Source organism: Nocardia sp. NPDC049149, from assembly GCF_043197455.1.
In the GTDB taxonomy this organism is placed as follows: Bacteria; Actinomycetota; Actinomycetes; order Mycobacteriales; family Mycobacteriaceae; genus Nocardia.
The window spans coordinates 104,944-123,896 of record NZ_JBICTD010000003.1 but is presented as its reverse complement, the minus strand read 5'-3'; the positions used below and the strand labels follow the sequence as shown (position 1 = coordinate 123,896).

Annotated in this window: 17 protein-coding genes; 11 read left to right on the top strand and 6 right to left on the bottom strand. The window is 65.9% G+C overall.

What is annotated here, in order from left to right; translation table 11 throughout:
* Nucleotides 1-28 precede the first annotated feature (28 nt).
* The 4 genes from ACGFNJ_RS11455 (at nucleotide 29) to ACGFNJ_RS11440 (ending at nucleotide 3,913) form a co-directional block, all read left to right on the top strand.
* Nucleotides 29-1,219 (top strand): serine hydrolase domain-containing protein, encoded by a 1,191-nt coding sequence (locus ACGFNJ_RS11455; RefSeq protein WP_393446152.1) that lies wholly within the window; start codon nucleotides 29-31, stop codon nucleotides 1,217-1,219.
* Between the two features lie 160 nt (nucleotides 1,220-1,379).
* Nucleotides 1,380-2,141, top strand: a complete 762-nt coding sequence (locus ACGFNJ_RS11450) for a DeoR/GlpR family DNA-binding transcription regulator (protein ID WP_393446150.1) — start codon at nucleotides 1,380-1,382, stop codon at nucleotides 2,139-2,141.
* Complete coding sequence (locus tag ACGFNJ_RS11445; protein WP_393446148.1) at nucleotides 2,134-3,363, top strand: MFS transporter; 1,230 nt, start codon at nucleotides 2,134-2,136, stop codon at nucleotides 3,361-3,363. The genes ACGFNJ_RS11450 and ACGFNJ_RS11445 overlap by 8 nt, the downstream gene beginning before the upstream one ends.
* Before the next feature lie 67 nt (nucleotides 3,364-3,430).
* Nucleotides 3,431-3,913: an SRPBCC family protein gene (locus tag ACGFNJ_RS11440; protein WP_393446146.1), complete on the top strand. Its 483-nt coding sequence runs from the start codon at nucleotides 3,431-3,433 to the stop codon at nucleotides 3,911-3,913.
* 7 nt (nucleotides 3,914-3,920) lie between these two features.
* Here the strand turns inward: ACGFNJ_RS11440 and ACGFNJ_RS11435 are convergent, their stop codons facing one another.
* The 3 genes from ACGFNJ_RS11435 to ACGFNJ_RS11425 all read right to left on the bottom strand — a co-directional run bounded on the left by ACGFNJ_RS11435 (nucleotide 3,921) and on the right by ACGFNJ_RS11425 (nucleotide 6,449).
* Nucleotides 3,921-4,256, bottom strand: a complete 336-nt coding sequence (locus ACGFNJ_RS11435) for an Lsr2 family protein (RefSeq protein ID WP_393446144.1) — start codon at nucleotides 4,254-4,256, stop codon at nucleotides 3,921-3,923.
* An 88-nt stretch (nucleotides 4,257-4,344) separates the two neighbouring features.
* Nucleotides 4,345-5,547, bottom strand: coding sequence for an alkane 1-monooxygenase (locus tag ACGFNJ_RS11430; RefSeq protein ID WP_393446142.1), 1,203 nt, complete (start codon nucleotides 5,545-5,547; stop codon nucleotides 4,345-4,347).
* Nucleotides 5,548-5,621: 74 nt separating this feature from the next.
* The gene (locus tag ACGFNJ_RS11425) at nucleotides 5,622-6,449 is read right to left on the bottom strand and encodes an IclR family transcriptional regulator (protein ID WP_393446140.1); all 828 of its coding nucleotides are present in this window, start codon (nucleotides 6,447-6,449) and stop codon (nucleotides 5,622-5,624) included.
* 164 nt (nucleotides 6,450-6,613) lie between these two features.
* On the opposite strand from ACGFNJ_RS11425, the gene ACGFNJ_RS11420 reads away from it, so the two are divergent.
* From ACGFNJ_RS11420 to ACGFNJ_RS11405, 4 genes are all read left to right on the top strand, one after another.
* Nucleotides 6,614-8,074: an aldehyde dehydrogenase family protein gene (locus ACGFNJ_RS11420; protein ID WP_393446138.1), complete on the top strand. Its 1,461-nt coding sequence runs from the start codon at nucleotides 6,614-6,616 to the stop codon at nucleotides 8,072-8,074.
* Nucleotides 8,075-8,241: 167 nt separating this feature from the next.
* Nucleotides 8,242-8,739: a hypothetical protein gene (locus ACGFNJ_RS11415; RefSeq protein ID WP_393446136.1), complete on the top strand. Its 498-nt coding sequence runs from the start codon at nucleotides 8,242-8,244 to the stop codon at nucleotides 8,737-8,739.
* A gap of 176 nt (nucleotides 8,740-8,915) precedes the next feature.
* The gene (locus ACGFNJ_RS11410; protein WP_393446134.1) at nucleotides 8,916-10,538 is read left to right on the top strand and encodes a hypothetical protein; all 1,623 of its coding nucleotides are present in this window, start codon (nucleotides 8,916-8,918) and stop codon (nucleotides 10,536-10,538) included.
* A 116-nt stretch (nucleotides 10,539-10,654) separates the two neighbouring features.
* Nucleotides 10,655-12,037 (top strand): serine hydrolase domain-containing protein, encoded by a 1,383-nt coding sequence (locus ACGFNJ_RS11405; protein WP_393446132.1) that lies wholly within the window; start codon nucleotides 10,655-10,657, stop codon nucleotides 12,035-12,037.
* Here the strand turns inward: ACGFNJ_RS11405 and ACGFNJ_RS11400 are convergent.
* Nucleotides 11,964-14,276 carry a serine/threonine-protein kinase gene (locus ACGFNJ_RS11400; RefSeq protein WP_393446130.1) on the bottom strand — a complete coding sequence of 771 codons (2,313 nt, stop codon included), beginning with the start codon at nucleotides 14,274-14,276 and terminating at the stop codon, nucleotides 11,964-11,966. The genes ACGFNJ_RS11405 and ACGFNJ_RS11400 overlap by 74 nt on opposite strands.
* A 223-nt stretch (nucleotides 14,277-14,499) precedes the next feature.
* On the opposite strand from ACGFNJ_RS11400, the gene ACGFNJ_RS11395 reads away from it, so the two are divergent.
* Both ACGFNJ_RS11395 and ACGFNJ_RS11390 read left to right on the top strand, forming a co-directional pair.
* The gene (locus ACGFNJ_RS11395) at nucleotides 14,500-15,789 is read left to right on the top strand and encodes a diguanylate cyclase (RefSeq protein WP_393446128.1); all 1,290 of its coding nucleotides are present in this window, start codon (nucleotides 14,500-14,502) and stop codon (nucleotides 15,787-15,789) included.
* A 49-nt stretch (nucleotides 15,790-15,838) separates the two neighbouring features.
* The gene (locus ACGFNJ_RS11390; protein ID WP_393446126.1) at nucleotides 15,839-16,309 is read left to right on the top strand and encodes a GNAT family N-acetyltransferase; all 471 of its coding nucleotides are present in this window, start codon (nucleotides 15,839-15,841) and stop codon (nucleotides 16,307-16,309) included.
* A 29-nt stretch (nucleotides 16,310-16,338) separates the two neighbouring features.
* Here ACGFNJ_RS11390 and ACGFNJ_RS11385 read toward each other — a convergent pair whose 3' ends face one another.
* Nucleotides 16,339-16,524 carry a hypothetical protein gene (locus ACGFNJ_RS11385; protein WP_393446124.1) on the bottom strand — a complete coding sequence of 62 codons (186 nt, stop codon included), beginning with the start codon at nucleotides 16,522-16,524 and terminating at the stop codon, nucleotides 16,339-16,341.
* A 286-nt stretch (nucleotides 16,525-16,810) separates the two neighbouring features.
* Between ACGFNJ_RS11385 and ACGFNJ_RS11380 the strand changes: the two genes are divergently transcribed.
* A complete protein-coding gene (locus ACGFNJ_RS11380) occupies nucleotides 16,811-18,355 on the top strand; it encodes an alpha/beta hydrolase (RefSeq protein ID WP_393446122.1) in 1,545 nt (514 codons plus the stop codon).
* Between the two features lie 124 nt (nucleotides 18,356-18,479).
* Here ACGFNJ_RS11380 and ACGFNJ_RS11375 read toward each other — a convergent pair whose 3' ends face one another.
* Nucleotides 18,480-18,875: a nuclear transport factor 2 family protein gene (locus tag ACGFNJ_RS11375; protein WP_393446119.1), complete on the bottom strand. Its 396-nt coding sequence runs from the start codon at nucleotides 18,873-18,875 to the stop codon at nucleotides 18,480-18,482.
* Nucleotides 18,876-18,953 lie beyond the last annotated feature (78 nt).

Here is an 18,953-nt window from a genome sequence, read left to right as displayed (position 1 = left end):
AGAAGAACGCCGCTACCATCGAATGACCATGAACGCGCTCCCCACGATCCACGGCGATGTCGAACCCGGCTTCGGGCCCGTCGCCGACGCATTCCGCCGCAACTTCGCTCAGCACGGCGAAATCGGCGCCGCCGTCGCGGTGTATGCCGGAGATCGGCCGGTGGTGGATCTGTGGGCAGGCCATCGCGACCGCCGCCGGACGCTGCCGTGGGAGCGCGACACGATCGTTCCGGTGTTCTCGTCGACGAAGGGGTTGGCGGCGTTCACGCTCGCGGCCGCGGTGTCGAAGGGACTGCTCGACTACGAGGAGCCGGTGGCGACGTACTGGCCCGAGTTCGCCGCGCAGGGCAAGGGCGCGATCACGGTGCGGCAGCTGATCGACCATCAGGCCGGGCTGTCCGGCCTGAATCCGGTGGTGCGGCTGCACCAGATCGCAGACCTCGACGGTCTCGCACCGATCCTCGCCGCGCAGAAGCCGGCCTGGCGCCCTGGCACCAGGCACGGGTATCACGCGATCACCCTCGGGTTGTATCAGGGCGAACTGCTGCGCCGGGTCGACAAGCAGCGCCGCACACTCGGGCGAATCTTCGCCGAGGACATCGCGAAACCGCTCGGCGTCGACTTCCATATCGGCTGGCCCGCCGACCAAGGGCTGGAACGCATCGCCACCATGGCCGCGACTCGCGGGCTCGACGCGCTGCGCTTTGAGCGCGACGTTCCGCTGCGGATCGGCGCCGAGATCTTCGCGAAACGCGGTCTGGCATATGAGGCGCTGACGAATCCGCGCTGCGGCAGCCCGGCGCGGGCCACGCGACGTGAATTCCTCGCGGTCGAGCTCCCCGGCTCCAACGGCGTCGGCAACGCTCGCGCACTGGCTCAGGTCTACGGCGCCGCCGCGGGCCGCACCGGTGCACTGCCGATCGACAACACCGTGCTCGACCAGCTGGCCGCCGCCGATTTCGCCACCGACGTCCCGGCCGGTGATCTGGTGCTGCACGTCAAGACTCGCTACCACCTCGGCTTCCGCAAGTCCGGCGGCGACTTCCGCTTCGGTTCCGACAAACGCGCCTACGGCACCACCGGCCTCGGCGGTTCCTTCGGATTCGCCGATCCGGCAACAGGTCTCGGCTTCGGGTACGCGATGAACCGACTAGGCCTCGCCGTCCTCGACGACGTCCGCAGCCGCAACCTCCGCGAGGCCATGCTCCGCTGCGTCTGAGCCGCACCGTCTTTCGCGACTCCGCCTGCTGCGAGGCATGGTCTGCCGCGCTTCCGCTATATCCGCCGCGTCATGTTTTGGTGCCACGGCGTGCCTACGGACGTCCGCAATCGATCAAAATTCGCTTTCAAATGATCAGATTTGATGTACGTTTGAAAGTATGAGTGTTGCGGAGGATCGGCATGCGGAGATTGTTCGGGCATTGAAGGCGTCGGAGTCGGTGACTGTTGCCGAGTTGGCGCGGGCGCTGCAGACGTCGGAGGTCACAGTGCGGCGGGATCTGGCGGAGCTAGAGCAGACGGGAGTGCTGCGGCGGGTGCGCGGCGGTGCGGTGAGCACGATGCTGCGCGGGGAGGAGATGCCGTTCGCGATGCGCGAGATGGAGCAGTCGGCGGCGAAGGCGCGGATCGCGGCCGCGGCGGTGGGATTGATCGCCGAGGGTGAGTCAGTCGTACTCGACAGTGGGACAACAGGTTTAGCGGCTGCGCACGAACTGTGCGCGCGGCGGGTCACGGTGGTGCCGTTGGCAGTCAACTCGATGGTGGTGCTCGCGTCGGCGCCGAGCGTGACGTTGCTGCTGCCGGGCGGGACGGTGCGCAAGGGTGAGTCGTCGCTGGTCGGCCCGATGGCGGAGCAGAACATCTCGATGTTGCGGCTGGACACGATGCTGATGACGTGTTGCGGGTTGAGTCCGCGCGGCGGGATCACGGCCCACGACTTACAGGATGCGGCGGTGAAGCGGGCCGCGGCGGCCGCGTCGGCGCGGACGATCGCGATGATCGACTCGAGCAAGTTCGCGCGGACCGCGCTGGCGGTGGTCTGCGCGACGGCCGAGATCGACGTGGTCGTCACCGATGTCGACGCGCCGGAGGATGCCGTCGCCACGCTGCGCGCGGACGGCATCGAGGTCCACTGTGTCTGACCTGCTCGACCGTTCTTCTCTTGCCCGCATCCAGGTTTCGATCGCCGCGACATTCTTGGCCGAGGCGTTGCTGTTCGCCTCGTGGACCGCGCACATCCCGCACATCAAGGCGGAACTCGCGCTGAGCGACGGTGTGCTGGGGACCGCGCTGCTCGGCGCGCCGATCGGGTCGGTGACGGCCATGCTGCTGTCGACACGACTGTTGCCACGCCTGGGTAGTCGCTGCATGATCCAGTTGACTATCGTCGGCTACGCGCTCGGCGGTATTGCTGTCGGCTCGGCGGGTTCGCCGGTACAACTGTTCGGCGCGCTTGCTTTCTGGGGCCTGTTCCAGGGGTCGCTCGACGTCGCGATGAATACCCAGGCGGTGACCGTCGAGCGGGCGGTCGGCAAGCCGATCATGGCACGGCTGCACGGTATTTGGAGTATCGGCGGGTTCCTCGGCGCGCTGGTCGGCGCCGCTGCCGTCCTGGTCGGCATCGACCTGAGCGTTCAGTTCGCGGTGCTCGGGATCACGGCGGTGGTGGTGATAGAAGTGTTGTCGCGTGCGCTCATTCCGGACAGTGCCGGGCCGCGCGTGCGAAAGGATAAGTCGGGCACGAAGTCTCGTCGACTACGTCCAGCGCCGATCGTTATCACATTGGGCGGGATCGCTTTTGCCTCGATGCTCGGTGAAGGCGCGGCGGCCGACTGGTCGGCGACCTACCTGCGTGACGAACTCGGCGCGGGCGCGGCACTCGCCGGCCTCGGCTACGCGGGGTACGCGTTGGCGATGGTGACGGTGCGCCTGAGCGGAACCATGTTGCAGAGCAGGTTCCGCAACGCCTCGCTGCTTCCGGCACTGGCACTGGTTTTCGCCGCAGGCATGAGCGTCGCGCTGCTCGCGCGCGAGCCGATAGTCGGCTTTGCGGCAATGGGTATCGGCCTGGCACTGATCGTGCCGAGCGCGTTCAGTGCCGCAGGCGCCGCGAGCCAAGACAATTCGCCGACCAACGCGGGTTCGGCGATCGCCACGGTCGCGGCACTCGGCTGGCTGGGTTATGTTTCCGGCCCACCGCTGATCGGTCATCTGGCCGACGTGGTCGGCTTGGACACCGCCCTGTGGGTTCTCCCGCTGCTCGCGCTGGCCATCGCCGCGACCGCCCGCTACAGCGGAGCCTTCGCTACCCGATCGAAGAGCGAGCAACCTGCCGTGGACGCCGCGGACAGCCTGCTCCGATAACCCGAAACCCGACAACGATGCGTCGACTGCCGTTCCGAGAGACAGATCCAGAACAGGAGAAACCCGCATGACCGCACTCGAAGACACCGCCTTGCACGGCGCAGCGACCGTTGCGCTCCCGCTGGACAAGGCGTTCACGTTCTTCACCGAATCGTTCGGCACCTGGTGGCCTGCGGTCTACCACATCGGACGAACCGGAATGGCCGACGCCATCGTGGAACCCCGGATAGGCGGCCGCTGGCATGAGCGCGGCACCGACGGCAGCGAATGCGACTGGGGTCGGGTCGTCGCCTGGGAGCCGCCGAACCGACTGGTGGTGACCTGGCAGATCAACGGCTACTGGCAGTACGACCCCGACCTCGAGCGTGCCGGTGAGATCGAGGTGCGCTTCACCGCGACCGGTCCCGGACAGACCAGCGTCACCCTCGAACACCGCCACCTCGACCGACTCGTCGCGGCTGAAGCCCTCCGTGACGCCATTGTCGAGCAGGGTGGCGGTTGGTCCGCTGTGCTTGCCCGGTTCGCGAAAACCGCTGAAGCGCAAGCCTGATCGTTCGTCAGGCGTTCGCCTTCATGTAGGCCTCGGCGACCTCGACCGAGATCCGGCCACGCGTGGACACCTCGATGCCCTTCTTGCGTGCCCATTCGCGCATGGCGGCGGTCTGTTCGCGACCGGCTGCCGGGCGCGCTGCGGTGCCCTTCGTCCGAGGTGCCCGTCCGACCTTGCGGGCGTTGGGCGTCCACTGCTCGAAGATGCCGCGCAGCTGGCTGGCGTTGAGCGCCGACAGATCCAGCTCGTATGCGACTCCGTCCAAGGCAAAGTGCACTGTCTCTTCGGCCTGAGACTTGCCGTCGTAGTCATCGACGAGTGTTACGACGACCTTGCGTGCCATGGAGATTCCCCTTTTGTTGTAATCGAATGAGTGGCCCATCCTAGCCATCCGATGGCAGGATGTTTCCACTTGACCACAGGCACGTGTTTCAGTGCGCGGGCGAACGGCCCCAAAGTCGCTTGCCGAGGGACGCCGATGTCCGTTTCGCCTCGGGCTCAGCATCACCGGTCCGTCGGCGCGGCTGGACGTTGGCGAGGGTGATGTCGCCGTCGTAGTGGGCGAGCACCCTCGGGTCCATCACCGAGCGCCACAGCGGCGGGATCGCGGCGAGCACGATCATCGTCGGGTAGCCCGCGGGCAGCTGCGGTGCCTGCATGGTGCTGCGCAGGGTCTGATACCGGCGTCCAGGGTTGGCGTGGTGATCGCTGTGGCGCTGCAGATGGAACAGGAAGATGTTGGTGACCAGTCGGTCGCTGTTCCAGCTGTCGCGCGGTGAGCAGCGGGCCCACCGTCCGTTGGGGCGCTTGGCGCGTAGCAGGCCGTAATGCTCGACGTAGTTCACTGTCTCCAGCAACCCAACCGCGATCACCGCCTGGAGCAGCAGCCACGGCAGCACCGCGATGCCGAACACCGCGATCAACGCGCCGAACAGCAGCACGCTTATCGACCATGCCTGCAGGATGTGGTTGTCGATGCTCCACCACCGCAGTTTTTTCCGCATCAACCTGCGCCGTTCCAGCCTGACCGCCGAACGGAAACCGCCGATCACGCTGCGCGGCAGAAACTCCCACAGCGACTCGCCGAGCCGCGCGCTCGCGGGATCCTGCGGCGTCGCCACCCTGGCGTGATGCCCGCGGTTGTGCTCGATGAAGAAATGCCCGTACACCGACTGTGCCAGCGCGATCTTGGCCAGCCACCGCTCCAGATGTTCGACCCGATGGCCGAGTTCGTGCGCGGCGTTGATGCCGATGCCGCTGACGAAACCCAAAGTGACGGCCAACCCCAGCTTGTCGACCACCGCAAGCTCGGTGCCCGTCCACATGGCGGCGGCAATACCCAACCCGGTCAATTGGATCGGCAGGAACAGGTAGGTGCACCAGCGGTAATACCGGTCGTTGGACAGTGATTCGTAGTCCTCGTCGCGCGGATTGGTGCCGTCCTCGCCAACGACCCAGTCCAGCACCGGGATCACGATCAGCACGATGACCGGGCCGATCCACCAGAACACCGGGGCGCCGGTCCGCAGCACCAGCTGCGACGGAAGTAAGGCACACGCAGGCGCGAGCAGGCCGAACATCCACAGATGTCGCTTCGGGTCGGTGCGGCCGGAACTCCCGCCGATGAACTTCATAACTCCTCCAAATGGAAAGGCGGCAGGAGGCTTGGCGATTGGCGCGGTGCCCGGTGCTTCACGAGGTGAATGGTTCACGGTGTGACTTGTTGCCGTTCACGATAAGTCGTCGCGGCAGGCGACTCCGTTACTCGGCGGCAAGTGCGCTCCGAGCTGCGGTTGCCGAGGGCTCGCGAGATGCCGTGTGCAGCGGCGAGCACCGCGGGAATCGTCGTGCGCGCGGACTCGTTCTTGGGCACCAGCACCGACAATGCGGCGACGACGTGGCCGCGCGAGGCGTACAGCGGTGCCGCTACCGCAGTCGATACCTCATCGATATAACCCTCGCAGAAGGCATATCCGGTACGCCTGACCTCACTCAGCTTTGCGCGCAGCACCTTTGGATCGGTGACGGTGTGCGGCGTGAACGCAGGCAGTGGACCGGTCAAGATCGTCTCTTGGAGTTCGGCGGAGCTGTGCGCCAGCAACACCAAGCCCGGCGAGGAGGCGTGCAACGGGAGCCGCCCGGCGAGCCGGTTCACGATCCGCACAGAGCCGGGCGCGGACAGCCGCTCGACGTACAGCACCTCGTGTTGTTGGCGCACACTGAGTTGCACGTGCTGGCCGACGGCCGCGTGCAGGTCCTCCATGAACGGCATCGCGGCCTCGCGCAATCCGAGCGTCGGTGAGGCGCGGGCGGCGAGCTCCCACATCCTGACCCCGATCTGCACGCGCCTGCTGCTGTCGCGGTGCAGCCACTCGTGTTCGACGAGGGCACTCACCAGCCGCGACGCCGTCGCCAACGGCAAATCGGCGCGACGCGCGAGTTCGGAAACGGTGACAGAGGTGGCGTCCGGATCGAACGCCTCGTACAGGCGCACTATCCGAGACAGCACCGATTCACCACTGGTTGATCTAGCCACGAGCATTTACTCCCATTGAATGGAATCAATGTAGTGGTCCGGGCGGCGTCCCGCGAATCTCGGTGGCGGCGACCCACAGTGACGGACAACCCCTCGGCTCTGCCTCCTGCCGACCCTCACTGTCGGTCGCCTTCGACCCCGCGCATCGAGTTCGAGGAAGCCCCATGACCGTGTCTCGTGAGCTCATGATCAACGGCAAAGAAGTGGCTGCCAGCGCAGGCCGGACCACCGAGGTGATCAGTCCGTACACCGGTGTTCCGTACGCCACCGTCGCGGCGGCGGGCACCGAGGATGTGACCGCCGCGATCGATGCGGCGCAGGGCGCGTTCGGGGAGTGGTCGGCGTTGAGCCCATTCGCCAAGCGGACGATCTTCACCAAGGCCGCGGCACTGCTCGATGAGCGTGCCGAGCAGGCGGCCGAGCTCATGGCGGGTGAGATCGGCGCCACCCGCGGCTGGGCCCACTTCAATGTGTCGTTGGGTGCCAACATCTTTCGGGAGGCCGCGGCGGCGATGACGGCGCCGCGCGGCGACGTGCTCGCGGCGGAGCAAGAGGGTGTGCTCGGGCTTTCGCTGCGCGAGCCGATGGGTGTGGTCGCGGCATTCGCGCCGTGGAATGCGCCGATCATCCTCGGCGCCCGCGCGGTCGCCGCGCCGTTGGCGGCCGGAAATACCGTGGTGCTCAAGCCGAGTGAGTCCGCGCCGCTCTCGTGCGGGATGTTCATCGCCGACGTGCTGCGCGATGCCGGGCTGCCCGCAGGCGTGCTGAACGTCGTCACCAACGATCCGGCGTATGCGGCGCCGATCGCCGAGACGTTGATCGCAGACCCGAGGGTGCGCGCGGTGAACTTCACCGGATCCACCGACGTCGGCCGGATCATCGGCACGCTGGCCGCCAAGCACCTGAAGCCAGCGGTGCTCGAATTGGGCGGCAAGAATTCGGTGATCGTGCTGGACGACGCCGATATCGACTACGCGGTGTCGGCGGCGGTCTTCGGCGCGTTCGCCAACTCCGGTCAGATCTGCATGTCCGCCGATCGCATCCTCGTACACGAGTCGGTGGCCGCCGAATTCACCCGCAAGTTCGCCGACGCCGTTGCCGGTCTGCCGACAGGCAGCCCGGACGAGCCGCACACCGTGATCGGCCCGTTGGTCAATCACTCTGCCGTGCAGAAGATTTCCTGGCTGATCATGGACGCCGTCGACCGAGGCGCTACGGTGGCCGCCGGAGGTGGTGTGCCGCAGGGCAACGTGCATCCCGCCACCGTGCTCACCGGGGTGCCCAAGGACGCCGTCCTCTACTACAGCGAAGCCTTCGGCCCGGTCTGCACGGTCGCCACCTTCACCACCGACGAGCAAGCCGCCGCGCTGGCCAACGACACCGAAAACGGCCTCACCGCAGGCATTCTCACCGAGAACACCGCACGCGCCCTCCGCCTGATGCGCCAACTGCGCACCGGCATCGTGCACATCAACGACCAAACCGTCGCCGACGAACCGAACGCACCCTTCGGCGGTTTCGGCACCTCCGGCTACGGTCGCTTCGGCGGCCGGTGGGGGATCGAGGCGTTCACCAACACCCGCTGGGTCACGATGGCGACCGTCCACACGACGTTCCCCGGCTGACGGCGGGAGACCTCTGGCGCGGTCCGCATTGGCGCCGGCCTCGCGGGGTTGGCGTCCGCCTGGTTCCGTGTCGATAGCGACACGGTGTAACACTCAGCTATCTTGTAGCTATTAATCGAGAGATATCCGACAGGAACCTGCATTGTCGATCTCATCGAGGAGAGCTCATGAACAGCATTGGCAAGAAGCTATCCGGGATTGCGGCCGCCGCGGCGGTGGCACCGTTCGTGCTGGTCGCGGCCGCTAACGCCGACACCCCCGACACCGTGTACTTCAACTACGGTCCCGAGGTCAACTGTGCCATCACCGGCGACGGCACCGTCGGATGCGACGTGGCCCCGAGCCGGATCGTGGCCATTCCCGTCGGCAACGCCGCGGTACCTGTGCCATTCCCGGTCGACCAAGTAGTCATCGACCACCCCGCGCTGCCCGCCCACCCAGGCTTCGCTCGCGGCGCCTTCACCCGGCCGGGCGGCAACCCGAACATGTCCGACGTCAAGACCGGCGAGGGCTACGCGAGCATCTCGGTCTCTCATGCCGGCGCAACCTGCGTAGCGACAGGCGGCCACTACTCCGGTCCTGGCCTGTCCTGTACCGCCAAGGGACATGCCTTCTCGCTCTACTCGACCGGTGGCGGTGTGCGGTCGGGCATCATCATGAGCTGATCCGGCACCCGAAGGTCGTCAACGCCACATCCTCGTTCGCGGCGTTGGCCTGTTCCGCCCGGCGGCGATCAGACCGGGCGGACCATGGCCGCGCTGGGAATATTCGTGCGGGAGGCCGGTCCGCCGAGCGCTAGGGTCGAGATCACGAAATCCGCACTAGAGATCGAAAACCCACTATGACAACGCATGCCGCGGTTGGCGCCGAGCCACCTGTCGACGACCGGTACACCGAGTTCCTGGAGGGAGTGCAGCGCCGGTTCCTGGCGACCGCGACCAAAGGCGACGCACTGTTCACCGTTGGGCGCGAGGACTTGTTCGAGATCTTCCTCGGTGCGCTCACGCCGGAACTCGCGGCCGAGAACAACTGTGGCACTTGCCGATTGTTCGTGCAGCGCTATGGCGGGCTGGTGGTCGTCGGTCAAGACGCTAAGGCCAAGTCCGCGCTGTGGTCGGCCGACAGCGCGCCGCCGCAGTACGCGAAAGCGGCCGCTGCGTTGGCCGAGCAGGTCGAGAGCAGGCCGATCACCTCGCTCTTCTGCGCGAGCGCGACCCGGTGGGGACATCCCGAGCGCGGCTCGTGGACCCACCTTTCGCTCACTCCGCCTGAACAATTGGTGCATACGCCGTCGGTGCTCGCGACGACTTCGCAGTACGTTGCCGCGAAGAATGCCGACCGGGAGATGCTCGAGCGCGCCCTCACGGAATTTCCGCACGACGTCGTGAAAAAGGCAGTGGCCCTGCTGCGTACCGAGCAGCTCTACCGCTCGGACGCGATTCTCGGCGCAGGCAAATGGCTGTTGGAACTACACAAGAAGCTCAATGCGATACGCGGACAGGGCGATTCCGCGCAGCGACAGCGCGACAACCTCATCTGGGTGGCCGCCGCCACCGCTCCGGCCAGCTTCTGTCACGTCAAAAGCGGCATGATCGGCACGCTACTCACCGATCTCGCCGACGACCTTCCCTTCGACAGCGTCAAGCGTCGCTTCGCGGAGAAGATGGACCCGCTCCAGTACCGTCGGCCCACCGCCGCACCCACTGCGGCGATGATCGCGCGTGCGGAAAAGGTCATGGCTGAGCTGGGCGCCGCCGGGTCACTGGAGCGACGCTTCGCGAAACTGTCCGACGTGCAGTCGATCTGGTCGCCGACGGACACACCTTCGCGCTCCGATGGCGTCTTCGCCCACCTGATCCCCGCCGAGAAGCGTAGGGGAGAAACCGATCTCGACGCCACGCCGGTGGTGATGACCTGGGAGAAGTTCGCCCGCACTGTCCTTCCGACCGCAGAGCGCATCGAATTCGAGGTGCCGTCTACCTCAACCAGCTACGGCGCGATGGTCACCGCTGCGAACCCCGACGCGCCCCCGATCATCCAGTGGGACAACCTCGAAACCCGGAACCCGGTGACCTGGTACGTCTACGTCAACGGCTCCCCAGCCGCCCAGTGGGGCCTACGCCCCGGCGAACACCGTCAGGTGACCGCCGTCATCCCGCACCCCGCGACCTGGCACGTCGAATTCGACCGCACCGCCCGCGAACAATCGGTCCTCTTCGCCCTCGCAGGCGCGAAAGACACGACCTACACGACCGGTGCAGGCTTCTTCCCCGAATTCCTCACCAGCGACCTCCATGAAATCCGCAAGACGCTGGAGGCTTACGCCAAGGACGCCGTGGTCTCCGGCAAAGACGAAGCAGAAGTCTGCGGCCTCCTGCTCTCCAAAGGCGGCACACTCGGCCACACCTTCCGAGTCACCGCTGGTGGCATCCGAGTCCGCTACACCCTCGATCGCTGGGACTGAGCGCGGCATCCATTTTCGTGCAATAACTTCAGACGCCGCGCAAATCTCGTGCCGTTACCCTCGGGACGTTCCCGGCGACAGCCGTCGCGCCCGACCAGACGAAGAAGAGGTGTCAGATGCCAGGAAGTGTGCTGTTGCCGACGACCGAGCGTGCGTTGGCGCATCGGCTCGCGGTGGAGCAGGCGACGTATCGGGTGCCTTCGCTGGTTGCCGCTGTCGTTCGGGACGGCCAACTGGCCTGGTGGGATTCGCGGGGCCGAGCGGACGGGTGGGCTGCGGCGGGGCGACCGACCGCCGACACGCAGTATCGGATCGGGTCGATCACCAAGTCGATGGTCGGCGTGGTGGTGATGCGGCTGCGCGACGAGGGCAAGCTGGACCTGTCGGACCCGCTGGAGCGGCATGTGCCCGGGGCGCCGATGGGGAATCGGACCGTCGCTCAACTGCTTTCGCACACCGCAGGGGTTCGTGCCGAGTCGCCCGGCGAGTGGTGGGAACGCACCAAGGGCGGCGATTGGGCCGAGCTGGCAGCCAGCATGGACGGCGAGGCGACGGTGGACCGGGCGGGCCGCCGACACCACTACAGCAATGTGGGGTACGCCGCGCTCGGTGAGCTGGTCGCCCGGCTGCGTGGGCAGAGCTGGTTCGACGCGGTGCGCGCCGAGGTGCTTGCGCCGCTCGGCATGGACCGGACGACTCCGTCGCCGGTGGCTCCGCACGCGTCCGGGTGGGCGGTGCACCCGTGGGCAGACGTCGTGCTGCCCGAGCCTGCACACGACCACGGCGCAATGGCCGCGGCCGGTCAGTTGTGGTCCACGGCGGACGATTTGGCGCGCTGGGCGATCTTCCTGTGCGGCGACACCGGCGAGGTGCTGGCCAAGGACACTTGGGAGGAGATGCGCGAGCCTGCCGCCGTCATCGACCAGGACGCGTGGACCGAGGGCTACGGGCTCGGCGTCCAACTGTGTCGGCACAACGGCCGCAGGCTGCTCGGGCACGGCGGCGCGATGCCGGGATTCATCGCCACGGTCTGGGCCGATCCGGCCGAACGCACCGGCGTGCTGTTCCTGTCCAACACCACCTACGGCGGCATTCGAGGCAAGCTCGACCTGGCCATGCTGGACATCCTGGCCGAACACGAGCCTGCCATGCCCGAAGAATGGCTGCCCGCACCGTCTTTCGACCCGGAACTGCTCGCGCTCACCGGTCCTTGGTACTGGGGCTCGGCGTCCATCGCACTGCACCTGCGCGCAGACGGCTGGCTGGAATTGCGGGCCCTCGCGCACGGCGGCCGCACCTCGCGCTTCCGCCCCGACGGCGATGACGCGTGGATCGGCCTCGACGGGTACTACGCGGGCGAGCGGCTTCGGGCAGTGCGCGACCAGGACGGCACCGTCGAACACCTCGAACTGGTCAGCTACATCTTCACCCGCGAGCCCTACCCGCCGACCGCCCCCATCCCCGGCGGCGTCGACCCGGCCGGCTGGCGCGGTCGGTGACCAGCGCTCTGGTTTGGTCGCTCGACAGGGTGCCGGAGATGGCGCGGTCGAAGGCGCGTAGGTCGTCCTCCAGTTGGCGGAACAACCAGTAGTTGCCGATGAAGCCGAGAACGCCTGCGATGCAAAGCCATCGGATCGGATCGATGACCAGCGGGACCTCCTGCGGTGTCAAGAACATCAGGCCGGTGACGACGCCGACCAACGGAACCGACGCCGCCACAGCGAGATAGCGGGTGCAGCGCCTGCCGAGAGCGAGCAGGTCGGCGTGGTCGCTCGTCGTCGCTCCTTGGTTGAGCAGGCTTGGGTAGACGCAACGGACGACGAAGAGCGTGACGAGGAAGAAGGGGTAAGCGACCGCGATCGTCGCGCACACAACGAGGGAGGCGATGAAGTGTAGGAGCTGGCCTGCACTGAGATCGGTGTAGGCGAGGAAACCGGCGACGAACGCGAGGGCGGACACGATCCACCCGCCGAAGGCGACCATCGCGACGCGGTCGCCATCCAGCAGGGTGTCTGTTCTGGTGAGCGCGAGAGTCTGTGCGTCGTAATGCTTTCCGCGCCGGAGCCCCCGCCACACCAGGAAGACGCGGCGGCACAGATAGCTGGTCACGATGGCGACGGTCAAGGGGACGGGCACCTCGAGCAACGCACTGACTCCGCGCATCTGATCCTGTTGGCCCGCCGTGAGCCACAATTCCATCAACGGGCCGTTGTGCAGGTTGCTGTACAGCACGCCTAGGCCGCCACCGATCGTGCTTGCCAGCGTGACGATCGCCATCAGCGACCACGGGGTGAGTTTCGACCGCAGGCTGCCGATCGGCGGATCGACGAGATCGCGTGCCCGGCGGTCCAGGCACAGTGCGAACTGCTGGGCCAGTTCGGCGCCGGTGGACCAGCGGTCTTCCCGCTGCGGTGCAAGGCATTTCAGCAGGATGCGGCGCAGCGTCGGCGGGCAGTCCTGGGGCAGTTCGGACAGATATCGCGCGTCGATCTCGTGCTTGCGCAGTTCCAGCATGCGCTCGAGCGCAGTGTCGGATTCGCCCATCCCGACCTCGTCATCGAAAGGACGGTGACCGGTCAGCAATTCCCACAGCATCACGCCGAGGGCATAGATGTCGCTGCGCTCGTCCAAATCCGCTGCGTTGACGGGCAACTCGGGATGGCAGGCGGCGAGTTGTTCCGGCGACATATAAGCGAGCGAGCCGCCGAAATACGCCAGGGGACTGGTGCCCGCGACGTGGTGGCTGAAGCTGATATTGAAGTCGGCGAGCTTCGGGATTCCTTCGGCCGTCAACAGCACGTTGGCGGGCTTGATGTCGCGGTGCAGGACGCCGTGCCGACCGGCATGGTCGAGTGCGGTGGCCAATCGACTGCCCAGCCACGCAACGGTTTCCGGCCAGGTGTAGGTCGCGATCTCGGCCCGGACATTGGACTCGCTCGGTTCGATGCCGCCCGTGCTCAGCACCGCCCCGTCGACGGCGTCCAGCAGCACTCTGCCATCGCGGCGGTCCGGTTCCCGCGCGCGCACCATGCCGAGCACGCCGAGCAAGGTGCCACCCGGAACGTATTCCATGTACATCAATTTGAGCTCGTCGTCCTCGATCAACCGCTGATCGAAGACCCGCACGATGTAGTTGTGGTCGAGTTGGGCCAGCGTCTCCGGTTCGCTGCCGCGGTTGTGCGAGATCTTCACCGCGACCAGCCGCTGCATCGAGCGTTGCCGAGCCAGGAACACCCTGGCGAACGAGCCGGCGCCCAACCCGACGAGCAGATCGAAATCGTCGACTCGGTCGCCGGTGTTGATCCCCTCCAGTGCCTCCTGTGCCCAAGGGCTGGCGATCAGCGTGCTGCGATAGCCGACCTCGGTCGCTTGCTCGGTGGGTGCGGCGACAGTTTCCGGTCCGGCCGGACCCGCGTCCCGCCCGGATCGGCGCACCGCGTGGAGTTCTTCGTAGATCAGATCGGGTGGCACCGGCATATCTCGCAGCTCGGCGAACTCGCCGCGATAGTCGGCGAGCCGTTTCGGATAGTCGAAGCGCAGCCAGCGGTATTCGAGATCGACCTTGATCAACTCCACCAGGCACAGCCGCCGGAAATCCGGTGTGTCCGGCAAGAACTCGACGAGCTCTGGCGGGGCACCGGCGGCATCCCAGGCTGCGGCGAACCGTGCCACCAACGACCCGAGCAGTGAGCGAGTTCGTTCCACATCGTCGGAAACCACTGTCGGTTCCACACTCATGACACGCCGTCCATACCTACCTGCAGCCACGGACACCCCCGCCGCGCGTCGGCAGGCTCCTCCCGCGATCGTTGGTAGTCCAGTATGCCCTGCGAGCACGGTGATCTCCATCACTGTGATAGCAGGAACATCTCGTAACAGTTACTCTTCGGCTACCAGAATTGGTTGTTCGCACAACCACGATCGACCCAGGGATGTATTGCCGATATAGGGCGGTATCTCGATGACCAACAGCCGAGCGATGTTTCGGACCTGGTGGAAGGACCGGGTCGATTACTCCTGGCTGATCGAGACGCTCGAAGCCAACTCCGGGCTCGTCTGGATGAAGGTCACGGTTGCCGCAGCGGGCACGGTGATGCTGTTGATCACGGTGGTGTCCATATTTTCGCCTGCGGGTCAGGCCGGGCCGCTGGGATTGACGCAGGCGGTCCTCACTGCCACTCTTGCCGGGTCGTGGACCCTGCGCTGGTGGCTACTGCCGTGGCCGCGGGAAACCGAATCGATCGTGTGGGTCGCGCTGGCCGACATCGCCATCACTGCCAACAACGCGATGGTTCAAGACCGGCTGCTCGGCGCGCTCGGCGTCGGTCTGCTCGTGGTGACCGGGTCCTATGTGACGATCTTCCACGGTCCACGAATCCTGGCCGCGCACGTCGCATGGTCAATGCTGTCGAGCGTCTTGTTGGCGACCCTGCTGTTCCTCGGCAAGCCGGGGCATATCGAGCATGGCCGAGGCGACCTCGCGCTGAGCGTTGCGGTCGTGCTGATCATGCTTCTCGTGACCGCGTTCGTCCTCCCCACCGTGCAGTTCTTTCACTGGCTGCTCCACCTGAACGCGCTGTCGGATCCGCTGACCGGTTTGTTGAACCGGCGTGGCTTGGACTGTCATTGGGAGAAATTCTTCGAAGGCGGTGGTCGCGGCGAGATCTTTGCCGTGACACTCGATCTCGATCGGTTCAAGACCGTCAACGACACCTTCGGACACTCCGTCGGCGACGAGGTGCTGGTGCGGACGGCCGACTGCCTGCGTACCGCAGCGCCACCCGAGGCCAGCGTCGCACGTACCGGCGGTGAGGAATTCGTCGTTGTCGGTTGGCTGGACGGGGCGACCATCTATGCGGTGGCGGAGCGGCTGCGGGGTGCGGTCGAGACGATGTCGGACCTGCCGACCACGGTCACCGCAAGCGTGGGGGCTGTGGTGTTCACTCCTTCCTGGGGCACGAAGCGGCAGACCCGGTCGACGCCCCAGAACCTACTGCTCCGTTCGGATTCGGCCATGTATCGAGCAAAACAATTGGGCGGCAACGCTGTTGTCATCGATGTGCTCGACGAGACCGCGCCGACCCCGGCACTCCCGACGACCGCTTTACCGAAACGCCCGATCAGTGCCGAATCACCCTGCGCCGCCGAACAATCCTGGCAACATCGCCTCGAACTGGCCCATCAACGTATCCACGAACTGACCGAAGAGAATCAGCAACTACACCACCAACTCGCACATTTATCGAGTTGATCGATCAGTCGCCCCGAAGGGCGAACACCGATATCGATAGTGTTGGCCGATGACTGTCACCCGCGCTGTCTCCATCCGGCAGACCGACGATCGCGACATCCCTGCGCTGGCGCAGCTTCGCCGACAATGGTCAGCGGAAAACGCAGGCCGACCAGTGGAAGACAACGGATTCGACGAACAATTCGCCCAGTGGTATGCGGCCGAGTCGTCTCGCCGGACCACTTTCCTGGCCGAGATCGACGGGATCGCGGTCGGGATGGTCAACCTAGCCCTCTTCGAACGAATGCCCCAGCCAGGCCGCCCTGCCTCACGATGGGGGTATCTCGGCAACGCATTCGTCCTCGCGGAACACAGAAGTCAAGGCGTCGGCACGGCTCTGCTCGACGCCTTGACCGCCTACGCCAAGGACCTCGGCTGCGTCCGAATAGTCCTCTCGCCAACCGACCTCTCAGTACCCTTCTATCAGCGAGCGGACTTCGGCCCCGCCACAATGCTTCTCGCCCGAGTCCTCACCGAGTAACCCATCCTCGTTACTATGAAGCTAGGCGCTCACCAATTTATGCCTGCGGATTTTTTGGCCCATCGGTAGAAGTCTTCTTTGGAATCAAAAGTACGGTCGCGATCTTTGAGGAGGCCGTTGTTGTCGGTGACTTCGGCATTGGTCATCCGGCCGCCGGATACTGATCCCGTCGCCTGGTAGTGACTCTTGGGCTCGATCCAAGTTTCGTTCGCCATGGCTCGGTTCCTTCTGTGGTTTCTCAAAACTGCTTAGAGCGATTAATGGTGGCAAATCTTTTATTTGCGATCGATTTCTTCGTCGACCACGCCGTCACTGTAGTCAAGGTGAAGGAAGGGCCGTGAGGTTATCGGGGGTTTGTCGGTTGAACGGAGTACAGATCCGACAGCGGCAGGCCGGCCCGGGCGACAGCACGTGGATCTTCGCCCTGTCTCGCCCGGTCGACCGGGTTCGGTCCGGTCATGGAGGTGGTTCGGACGCAACACAATTCGGGTGGAGATCAATATGCTGGTACCTGTGTTTCGTCACTGGCGTAGTCGAGCTGTCATCCTCCTCACGGCGATGGTGCTGGTCATCGGGGCCGGAGATCATCTGGCGGTAGCATCCTCGGACGCTCCGGCCGGCGGAGTGCCGGGAGTGGCGGTGCCGGAGCTGGCATGGGCCAGCTGTGGGGATCCCGGGTATCAATGTGCGACGGCGGACGTGCCGCTCGACTATCGCAATCCGGGGGCAGGGACGATTTCACTGGCTGTGCGGCGGCATGTGGCGAGTGATCCAGCGCGGCGGATCGGGTCCCTGTTCGTGAATCCCGGTGGGCCAGGGGGTTCCGGGGCCGGATTCGTTTCCAGCGTGATCAGCACGATGCCGGAAGAGATTGCGGCGCGGTTCGATGTGGTCGGGTTCGACCCGCGCGGGGTTGGCAAGAGTCGCGCAGTCGAGTGCTGGACGGCCGAGGAGATGCAGAGTGAGTGGGCGACGGTGCCTGCCCAATGGCGGCCGGGTGCCTTCGAACGCGGGCAGGACTCGGCCGCGCGGTTCAATGCGGCATGCCAGGCGCGCAGTGGCGACCTATTGCCTTATATCGGAACCGAATTCGTGGCCAGGGACATGGACCTGCTGCGGGCCGCCGTCGGGGACAACGAAATCAATTATCTCGGAGTGTCTTTCGGCACCATGATTGGGGCTGTCTACGCCAACCTGTTCCCGCAACGGATTCGGGCTTCGGTGCTCGACGGCGCTTACAACCCCGAGACCTACGCCAACGACCCGTACGCCTATGACTACGGCCAGTACGTCGAATTGGAGGCCGCGCTCAACCGATTCCTCGACTGGTGTGCGACCGATCGAACGGTGTGCCAATTCGGCGATCCGGCGCGCGGCGGGCCAGGGGCCGCCCTCGACGCCCTCATCGCCGATCTCACCGACAACCCGGTGCGCGATGAAACCGGTCAAGTCGTCGCCAACGGGGCATCCCTCGCGTACGGACTTACGTTGCAGGTCAACGGCGGCCGCGCGGCATGGCCCGCCATCGCCGACTCGCTTCGGCAAGCTGCCGAGCATCGAGACGGACCCGCCCTACGCAAGATCGGCCGCCTCGCCGACTTCTTCGCCGCCAACGTGGCAGTCGAATGCGCCGACCGCATCTACCCGCCGCTGACCCTGGAACTCCAAGCGCGCCTTGCCCTCGACGTAGCCGCCGCCCCACGCCTGGGCCCGGTCGCCGCCTGGGGCCCACCCGGCTACGACCACTCCCACGCCAACGCCTGCCAGCGCTGGCCCGCCCCCCGGGCCAGCCGCTACGCAGGCCCATGGTCAGCCGCCGGATCCGCACCCATCCTCGTCGTGGGCACCACCGGCGACCCTGACACCCCCTACCAGGACGCAGTCGCCCTGACCCGCATGCTGCAGAACGGCCGCCTGCTCACCGTCGACGGCGAAGGCCACTCCGGCTTCGGCCACAGCCAATGCGCCCGCGACACCGAAACGGCCTACCTAATCGATGTGTCCGCCCCGCAATCCGGCACCACCTGCGCCGGCAACACCGACTAGATATCCGTTCCGAGTTCATCGCCGGTCGAGCCCGATGGACCGCGACGAGTTGCCAGTCCCGGCTCAACAAGTCCGCACACGAACCCGGATGTCTGGCCCGGGTCATCGACAATGGTCGGAATGCTCAGCGGGCGCTGCCGAGGTTTTGGTCTTCCGCTGCTCCCGAGATCATGGTGGTGGTTTCGATGATTTGCCGGAAGCGGCCGTCGGTGGCGAGTTCGGCGAAGACCAGGACCTCGAACGCGACCCCGCTGCCATCGATCTTGTTGGCGTACACGGTGTGTCGGTCGGCGTAGCGGTCGCCGACGATCAGTTCGTCGTGCACCTCGACGCGGCCGTCGGTGATGACATCTCGCAGATGCGTGATGTGCTCGATGAACTCTGCGTGGTCACTCCATGTGCCGTCGGTGCGCTGGCGGTAGTCGTCGGTGAAGTGCCGTGCGAAGGCGGTGTCGAGATCGACCTGGCGATCGAACAGCAGGTCGGTCAGCGCGGCGGCGATACCGGCGGTGGTGGTCATGGCTACTCTCCTCGATCATTTGCGTGCATCGTGCACGCTTCGAACTGTAACACAATGTGCGTGCACGGTGCACGCTAT

What these genes read in the sequence shown, in the direction of transcription:
- ACGFNJ_RS11410 (WP_393446134.1), top strand. Translation starts at nt 8,916, where the DNA reads ATGACAACGCATGCCGCGGTTGGCGCCGAGCCACCTGTCGACGACCGG.
- ACGFNJ_RS11395 (WP_393446128.1), top strand. Translation starts at nt 14,500, where the DNA reads ATGACCAACAGCCGAGCGATGTTTCGGACCTGGTGGAAGGACCGGGTC.
- ACGFNJ_RS11400 (WP_393446130.1), bottom strand. Translation starts at nt 14,276, where the DNA reads ATGAGTGTGGAACCGACAGTGGTTTCCGACGATGTGGAACGAACTCGC.
- ACGFNJ_RS11440 (WP_393446146.1), top strand. Translation starts at nt 3,431, where the DNA reads ATGACCGCACTCGAAGACACCGCCTTGCACGGCGCAGCGACCGTTGCG.
- ACGFNJ_RS11455 (WP_393446152.1), top strand. Translation starts at nt 29, where the DNA reads ATGAACGCGCTCCCCACGATCCACGGCGATGTCGAACCCGGCTTCGGG.
- ACGFNJ_RS11450 (WP_393446150.1), top strand. Translation starts at nt 1,380, where the DNA reads ATGAGTGTTGCGGAGGATCGGCATGCGGAGATTGTTCGGGCATTGAAG.
- ACGFNJ_RS11390 (WP_393446126.1), top strand. Translation starts at nt 15,839, where the DNA reads ATGACTGTCACCCGCGCTGTCTCCATCCGGCAGACCGACGATCGCGAC.
- ACGFNJ_RS11385 (WP_393446124.1), bottom strand. Translation starts at nt 16,524, where the DNA reads ATGGCGAACGAAACTTGGATCGAGCCCAAGAGTCACTACCAGGCGACG.
- ACGFNJ_RS11405 (WP_393446132.1), top strand. Translation starts at nt 10,655, where the DNA reads ATGCCAGGAAGTGTGCTGTTGCCGACGACCGAGCGTGCGTTGGCGCAT.
- ACGFNJ_RS11430 (WP_393446142.1), bottom strand. Translation starts at nt 5,547, where the DNA reads ATGAAGTTCATCGGCGGGAGTTCCGGCCGCACCGACCCGAAGCGACAT.
- ACGFNJ_RS11380 (WP_393446122.1), top strand. Translation starts at nt 16,811, where the DNA reads ATGCTGGTACCTGTGTTTCGTCACTGGCGTAGTCGAGCTGTCATCCTC.
- ACGFNJ_RS11435 (WP_393446144.1), bottom strand. Translation starts at nt 4,256, where the DNA reads ATGGCACGCAAGGTCGTCGTAACACTCGTCGATGACTACGACGGCAAG.
- ACGFNJ_RS11415 (WP_393446136.1), top strand. Translation starts at nt 8,242, where the DNA reads ATGAACAGCATTGGCAAGAAGCTATCCGGGATTGCGGCCGCCGCGGCG.
- ACGFNJ_RS11375 (WP_393446119.1), bottom strand. Translation starts at nt 18,875, where the DNA reads ATGACCACCACCGCCGGTATCGCCGCCGCGCTGACCGACCTGCTGTTC.
- ACGFNJ_RS11420 (WP_393446138.1), top strand. Translation starts at nt 6,614, where the DNA reads ATGACCGTGTCTCGTGAGCTCATGATCAACGGCAAAGAAGTGGCTGCC.